This window comes from Stenotrophomonas sp. HMWF003 (assembly GCF_003061285.1).
Taxonomy (GTDB): Bacteria; Pseudomonadota; Gammaproteobacteria; order Xanthomonadales; family Xanthomonadaceae; genus Stenotrophomonas; species Stenotrophomonas maltophilia_AP.
The window spans coordinates 6,844-12,712 of record NZ_QAIW01000207.1; the positions used below are offsets into that span (position 1 = coordinate 6,844).

A 5,869-nucleotide genomic window follows, 5' to 3' on the forward strand; every position below is an offset into this window, starting at 1 on the left:
CGCGGCGCATCCAGCAGTGACCCACAGGGCCTGGCGCAGTTGCACCAAGGCCTGCGCGAGTGGCCCGCCGCCGCCGAATCCGGCGAGAGCGAGGGCGCGGCCGTGGTGGCGCTGGCTGCCGAAGCCGGCGTGGTCAGCGCCACGCCGGCATCACAGCTTCACTATGCCGGCGGCAACCACGATGTGGTTGCCCGCGATGCGGTGCAATCGGTCAGTGGTGGCAGCACCCGCCTGCAGGCCGGCCATGGGCTGTCGCTGTATGCGCAGGATCAGGATATGCAGCTCATCGCCAACCGCGGCAACCTGCTGCTGCAGGCGCAGGCCGCGGACATCCAGATGCAGGCACAGCAGAATCTGCAACTGGTGGCCAGCGAAGGCGAGGTGGTCATCAGTGCACCGCGCATCCGCCTGGTGGCCGATGATGGCAGCTACCTGCGCATCGGCGAAGGCATCGAGCTGGGCACCCCGGGCACCGCGGTGGTGCATGCGGACACCCACGACTGGCGGGGCCCCAAGACCGACAGTACCAACGTGCCCGCGTTCGGGCGCGACCCGGCCACGCAGCAGCATCGCTTTCACTATGAAGGCGATGTTGCTGCCGCCGCTGCAGGCATCGACTATCGCGTGGCGCTGGAAGATGGCGAGGAAGTACGGCAGCAGGCCGATGCCGATGGCGGCGGCGAACGTGTGCAGCGCGAGAGCATGCAGCGGTTGAAGATCAGCGTGAAGGACACCGCCATCGACGCCAGCGGCGAAGCGGCCGCCGCAGCGCCCGGGCAGACCGAGACCCCGCAGGAGCCCACCCCATGAGCCCATCGAACTGGACCGACGTTGCCACCAGTCGCCTCATCCCCGCCAGCGGCGGCATGGTCAAGAATGTCGCAGTGCCACGCAAGCGCCCGGGCATCGTGATCTTCCTGCATGGGGTGAACGATCCCGGTGCCAGCTACAAACCAGTGGAAGCCGGCTTGTGCCAGGGGCTGAACGAGCGGCTGGACCGCACTGATCTGCGACCCGGAGAGTACGGGGCCAGGTACGCGGCGGCGAAGGGCAAGCCTCGTACCCAGTTGAGTGAGGATGAGTTCAAGATCATTGATGACCCCGACACCCATCTGTACCAACGCGACGACGCCCACGCCAACAGCATGCTGATTCCCTTCTACTGGGGTTATCGGGCTGCGGAACATGAAATCCAGCGCGACCCGAACGGCGACCCGTCCAAGCTGCGCACCCAGTACCAGGACAAGCTCGGCAACCGCCTGGACCGCCATTTCGGCAAGCCGGGTGGCTTCTTCGCCAACGCCACCAACAACCTGCCGGAGATGTACGGCAAGGGCTTCGATTCGGCCATGCGCCATGCCGTGCAGGCGGTCGCGCCCAACACCCAGTACTTCGGCCTGGGGCCGCACCGCCGCTACTTCGTCCTCGCCGCCGAGCGTCTGGCCACGATGATCAGCACCATCCGCAGTAAATTTCCTTCGGAAACCATCACCGTCATCGGCCATAGCCAGGGCACCCTGGTCACCCTGCTGTCCCAGGCCATGCTGGTGGAGCGCGGCGCGCGCTGCGCCGATTGCGTGGTGATGGTGGACACGCCCTATTCGGTGGAAACAACAACAACGCCGACCGGCTCGGATACGCTGGGAACCCTGCTTGCGATCGTCAACCAGATCACCGCCACGCCGTATGCCCAGCCCTCACTGGAGGACATGTGTTCAGGCGGGAAGCAGCACTTCGGGCGCACCGGCAAGGCGTGGACCGGCGCACAGGGCCAGCGCCTGGGCAAGGATGGAAAGCTCCTGGTTTTCCCCGAGCGCGACAACCGCGGCAAGGTGCTGCTGTACTTCTGCCCGGATGACACCACGGTTTCGCTGGACAAGGTAGTGGGCATCGGCACCTACGGCGTACCCGACCAGGTTACGGATCGCGTGAAGACACAGCCGGCGATGGATACCCTGCGCGACATGCGCTTCTACCAACGTATGTGGACCAAACGCTACCGTGTGTCCAAGCCGGTCATGGTAGGCGATCCTCCACGCAGCCACTTTCTGCGCGCGGCCGACGAGCCCCGCTATCCCGGTGCCAGCTGGATGGTCGGGCTGCTGGCCCTGGAGCCTGTAGCCGAGGGCACCCTGCGCTTGATCAACGGCGAAGCGCTCACACCACCGCATGTGCCGCAGATGTTTGGCGGAGAGGTGGTGAAAGGCTCGCCGACCCAGATAGGCAAGGACCGTCCTGATGATGTCAGCCAGGCGGTGGCCCTGGGCAATCCCAAAGCCAACTTCAAATGGATCGAGATGGAGAGGCGTGCCGACGTTGCAAACACCGAGCAGGTACGTGCGCGCTTCAACCAGGGGAAGGAACCTGATGACCAGACGCAGACGGTCAGGAATGAGATCAGCACCCGCGGGCGGGATGGCATGGAGGTACGCGTGCTGCGCGAGGAAACCCCGAATGAAATCCGCAAACGCATGACCCATGACGCCAACACACTGGAACCCAACAGCTACCACTCGGCCATTCTGCGTGACCCGGAGAACCACCGCTGGGTGACGGCGATGGATGTCGCCATTGGCCAGGCCCACACACTGGATGACCCGCAGTGGCGGCAACTGCTGACGCTGATGGGCGATTGGCGGATGACTGAGGATGCTTACGAAAAAGCCATATCCAACGGACTCTGGAAGATGCTTGACGAGCGGACACGGCGGCTCGTCATGGCGGCTCGCGAGTACTACCGAACAGGCAAGTTCCCCGGCAACGATCTGGTGCGGCTGGACAGCATGCCGCCGCTCGTCCGAGGCCGTATCCCACAATGAGAAAGCGACATGCCGACAACAACAACCGTTAGGCCTCGCCTCAAACGCTATCTCTGGCCGATGCTGGGGCTGATGGGCACGTGGGTGGTACTGGTTGCAGGCATGGCAACTACGGCATCTACAGCACCGATGACAGACGAGGAGACGGGCTACATGGCACGCGCAATCGCTTGGGGGCTATGCGCAATAGCCGCGTTGACAGCACTCGCATTTGCCGGACATTGGGCCATCAATGGTGTGCGTTTCGGTGGGGCGACCACAGCGGCGGGCCCTGTCGCGCCCACCATAGTGGGACCGGAGATTCTGGATCAGGCTGACCAAGCCACCTGGTCATTGGAACTGCGGGGTGTTGGCATTGCCCCTGAGATCAACCACCAATCTTCGGTATGGCGTCTCATACAGGAGAAACGAGACAATTTTACGTCCGTGTTTTCACAGGATCCGCAGGACTACCCGGATTCTTCACAAGGGCGCGGCACCAGTGCCTCCATAAGAACGGGCGCCGCCTTTGAGTATGCCGCCACCGACTCAGTCGCCTATTGGCCCATTCCCGCATTCGTGGCCGAGCCGCCTCAACGTGAACCGTCTGCCGAACTGCGGGCCGCAAGCCTGATTTCCAATGGCCGTAACAAAGGCTCCTTGGGCGTGACCCTGTTCCTATGGCAACAAGATGCCAATACCAACCATGCTCAGCACCTGATCGAGCAACTCTTCAACTTCATGGCTGAGCACGCCGAGGTGCCGCAGGCGATGATCGCCAGCCGCGATGGCGACGTGGCGCGGAACATGTATCGACCGGCCGGCAGTCCTGCATTGCCAGATGGTCTGTATGTTCCCAAGGTGCTGGACAACACCGCCGTACTGATGGTGTCGCGCAGCGACCGCGTCGACCACCATCTACGCCCCCGCGCACCGGAGTATCGCGAGAACAACCAGGACACAAAAACAGATATGGGCAAGCTGTGGGCGTTCTACTGGAAACAGAGCGATCTCGCATACGACGAATACGATGCGGACACCAGGGCCCGGAGAGTCATCGCTCCTTTCTATCCCGGCACCATGACCTCGGCCTACTGGCAGGCCGCCCTTCCCGAACTATGGAAGACCATCGACAACCGTGGCCCGGGCCAATTCACCCCCACGCCGTGGCTACCCGTGCGCTGGACCAGGCACCAAGTGGCTGAATTCGATCGCGCCCCCAAACTGGGCCACCTGCACCGCCCGGTGAAGGTGCCGCTGCGCGATGAGCAGGGCAAACCGCTCAAGCCGGCTCTGCAGGCCAAGGCACTGAAGGCCGGCTGGGCACAGGTACTGGCCACGCTGCCGCCTGGGCACAGCCCGGTGCGCGTGTTCTATGACAGCACCGACAACCAGGACAGCATCATCGCCTTGAACACGGCCCTGCATGAGCTCAATGCCGATGGGCATGGCCTCGACCCGGGCAATGTCGATGAGGGCTACGACATCGGCAGGCGCCTGGGCGATACCGGCCTGGGCAGCGCCCTGGTACAGATCGGCCTGGCCGCCATTGCAAGCTACAAGGATGGCGGGGTGAGCGCGGTGATGTATGCCGGCGAGGACGGCAGCGTCAGCCTGCAGATGGTGCGCCCCCCCAGCGCGGAAGAGAAAAACCACAACGCCCCCTATGGCGAGGAAGATCCTTTCATGTATCGCGCCCGGTGAAACGCAGTGCCAGGATGCGCTCGCCCATCTGCTTGGGTGATCCCACCAACAGCGGCGGCAAGGTGATCCGCTGCCAACTGGCCGGTAGCCATGCCGTACACGGCCAGACGGTGGCGGTCGTGGGTGATAGCGCCACCTGCCTTATGCATGCAGGACGGTTCCGCTTTGTCGAAGGGCACCCGGCACGGAAGATGCTCGGCAAATCGATCGTACTTGAGGGGCATACGCTGGCGTGTGGGTGCCACGCCGTTGCCGGCACTGCCGGCTGCGTTGGCGTGGACTGAGCACTCCCAGGAGGTTCTGGAACGGGTCGGAACGACTGCGTACGTCACGACCGACGACCACACAAAAAAACGCCCGGCAGTGCCGGGCGTTTTTTGTTTCCACACTGCGGGGCGGATTACTTGATCAGGCGCAGGGTGAACGGGTAGCGGTACGCTTCGCCGTTGTTCGCCTTCACCGCGGCGATGATGCAGAAGACCAGGTTCAGTATGCCGACCAGCGGGGCCAGCAGGCCGCCGATGATCACGATCATCAGCACGAAGCTGATCAGCATCGCGATGGTGATGGTGATCTGGAAGTTCAGCGCTTCCTTGGCCTGGTCGGTCACGAACGACTTGCTGCTGTCATCCTTGTTGATCATCCAGATGATCAGCGGGCCGATGAACCAGGTGAAGATGCCCAGGATGTGGGCCACCAGCGCCATGGTGCGCTGGTCGGCCGGCGCGGTGCCGGTCGGGGCCGGCGGCGGGGCGGTGACGTTGTCGAATTCGCTCACGGTGAAACTCCTTGTTCGGTGTGTGTGGGTATTGCGCGACAGGCTCCCCGCCTGCCAGAGCAGCCGGGATAGGATACGTCAATCGTTGCCTGCAACGGTCATCCGGCCGACCAGGATCGAGCCCACCTGCACGTGAGAACGACGGTCCACGTCGCTGCCCACCGCCTCGATGCTGGCGAACATGTCCTTGAGGTTGCCGGCGATGGTGATGCCGTCCACCGGATAGCTGATTTCGCCATTCTCCACGCGGAAGCCACCGGCACCGCGCGAGTAGTCGCCGGTGACTCCGTTGACCCCCTGGCCCATCAGTTCGGTCACCAGCAGCCCCTCGCCCATCTGCCGGGCGATGGAGGCCAGGTCGCCGGCATTGGCCGCCACCTTCAGGTTGTGCACCCCGCCGGCGTTGCCGGTGGTGGTCAGGCCCAGTTTGCGCGCCGAGTAACTGCCCAGGATGTAACGCTGCAGCACGCCGTCGGTGATCAACGCCGCATTGCGCGTGGCTACGCCGTCGCCGTCGAAGGCCGACGAACGCAACCCGCGGCGCAGCAACGGCAGTTCCTCCACCTGGAACCAGTCCGGGAACAGGCGG

The 5,869-nt window shown here is 63.8% G+C and carries 6 protein-coding genes; 4 read left to right on the plus strand and 2 right to left on the minus strand.

The features are described from left to right. The 4 genes from DBR34_RS08440 to DBR34_RS08455 all read left to right on the plus strand — a co-directional run. Positions 1-810: DUF2345 domain-containing protein (locus DBR34_RS08440; RefSeq protein ID WP_219928239.1), on the plus strand; the 810-nt coding region annotated here is incomplete at its 5' end. After that, complete coding sequence (locus DBR34_RS08445) at positions 807-2,819, plus strand: DUF3274 domain-containing protein (RefSeq protein ID WP_128096459.1); 2,013 nt, start codon at positions 807-809, stop codon at positions 2,817-2,819. The genes DBR34_RS08440 and DBR34_RS08445, both read left to right, overlap by 4 nt. 153 nt (positions 2,820-2,972) lie before the next feature. Continuing rightward, positions 2,973-4,502 (plus strand): DUF2875 family protein, encoded by a 1,530-nt coding sequence (locus DBR34_RS08450; RefSeq protein ID WP_181393950.1) that lies wholly within the window; start codon positions 2,973-2,975, stop codon positions 4,500-4,502. Between the two features lie 32 nt (positions 4,503-4,534). Continuing rightward, positions 4,535-4,786, plus strand: coding sequence for a PAAR domain-containing protein (locus tag DBR34_RS08455; protein WP_219928240.1), 252 nt, complete (start codon positions 4,535-4,537; stop codon positions 4,784-4,786). A 116-nt stretch (positions 4,787-4,902) separates the two neighbouring features. Here DBR34_RS08455 and DBR34_RS08460 read toward each other — a convergent pair whose 3' ends face one another. Both DBR34_RS08460 and DBR34_RS22395 read right to left on the minus strand, forming a co-directional pair. Beyond that, complete coding sequence (locus DBR34_RS08460; RefSeq protein WP_038687123.1) at positions 4,903-5,280, minus strand: DUF4870 domain-containing protein; 378 nt, start codon at positions 5,278-5,280, stop codon at positions 4,903-4,905. Between the two features lie 78 nt (positions 5,281-5,358). Next, positions 5,359-5,869: metallopeptidase TldD-related protein (locus tag DBR34_RS22395; protein ID WP_258223761.1), on the minus strand; the 511-nt coding region annotated here is incomplete at its 5' end.